A 1104-nucleotide genomic window follows, 5' to 3' on the forward strand; every position below is an offset into this window, starting at 1 on the left:
CTTGAATTTACACTTTAAGTGCAACACTAATTAAATAAAGAATGGCCCATGGCCAAATTTCTGTAAAATGATGTTTGCGAAAACAATCATGAAAGGAATTTAGCCATGGATCACTACAAGCATATTACCATAGATGAACGGGAAATTATCTTTTTAATGAGGAATCATGGAAACTCACTTCGTGAGATTGCCAGCCATATCAAGAAAAGTTACTCAACCATTTCTCGAGAATTAAGCCGTAATTCTACTGGTAAATCCTATTCACCTTCGAAGGCTCAGGAGAAGTACAAACAGCGCAAAGGCAACTGTGGCAGAGTCTCTCTTTTGAGTAATCCTCAGGTGTTTGAAGTGGTGAGAGAACACTTCTGCGAAGACCTTTGGTCTCCGGAGGAAATATCGAATCGCTTGGCAGTCGAAAAGTATCCGGTGCAGATCAGTACCACGACTATTTACCGTGGGATTTTCAATGGCTTATTTGATAATTTGTTTAAATCTGGCAGCTCTAGTGCCGTGCGCCATCTAAGGCATCACGGCAAGTCTCGCCACAATAAAGCTTATCAAGAAAAGCGAGGCAAGATTCCAATCCCCAACAAGATTCATGATCGTCCGCGAGAAGCTGACAACCGTGTAGAAATTGGTCACTGGGAAGGTGATACCGTGTTAGGCAAAAGCGGAAAGGCTTGTGTCGTTACATTGGTTGATCGAAAATCTCGTTACCTGCTTATTGGTAAAGCTGCTAAAAGAACTTCAGAAGCAGTCACGGATACTTTGAGCGACTTAATGAAGCTATGGCCTGGTAGATCGTTAACGATTACCCCGGATAGGGGTAAAGAGTTTGCCAAAGTTCAATGTTTAACTGATAAGTTTGGTACGCCCTTCTACTTTCCCGATCCTCACTCTCCTTGGCAACGAGGAACTAACGAAAATACTAACGGCTTGCTTCGCGAATATTTGCCAAAAGGAACTGACCTTGATTCAATTACTGACCGCCGGATACAAGCATATGCAGAACAAATGAATAATCGTCCCCGTAAATGTCTCGGATGGAAAACGCCTTATGAAATATTCTTTAATGTAGTGTTGCACTTAATTTGACAATTCAAG

Annotated in this window: 1 protein-coding gene; it reads left to right on the forward strand. The window is 41.8% G+C overall.

All coding sequences use genetic code 11. The features are described 5' to 3' along the window. Positions 1-105 precede the first annotated feature (105 nt). Positions 106-1095, forward strand: coding sequence for an IS30 family transposase (locus FC98_RS13740; RefSeq protein WP_056949759.1), 990 nt, complete (start codon positions 106-108; stop codon positions 1093-1095). Positions 1096-1104 lie beyond the last annotated feature (9 nt).

The organism is Lentilactobacillus kisonensis DSM 19906 = JCM 15041, from assembly GCF_001434135.1.
GTDB classification, from domain to species: domain Bacteria; phylum Bacillota; class Bacilli; order Lactobacillales; family Lactobacillaceae; genus Lentilactobacillus; species Lentilactobacillus kisonensis.

What these genes read in the sequence shown, in the direction of transcription:
- FC98_RS13740 (WP_056949759.1), top strand. Translation starts at nt 106, where the DNA reads ATGGATCACTACAAGCATATTACCATAGATGAACGGGAAATTATCTTT.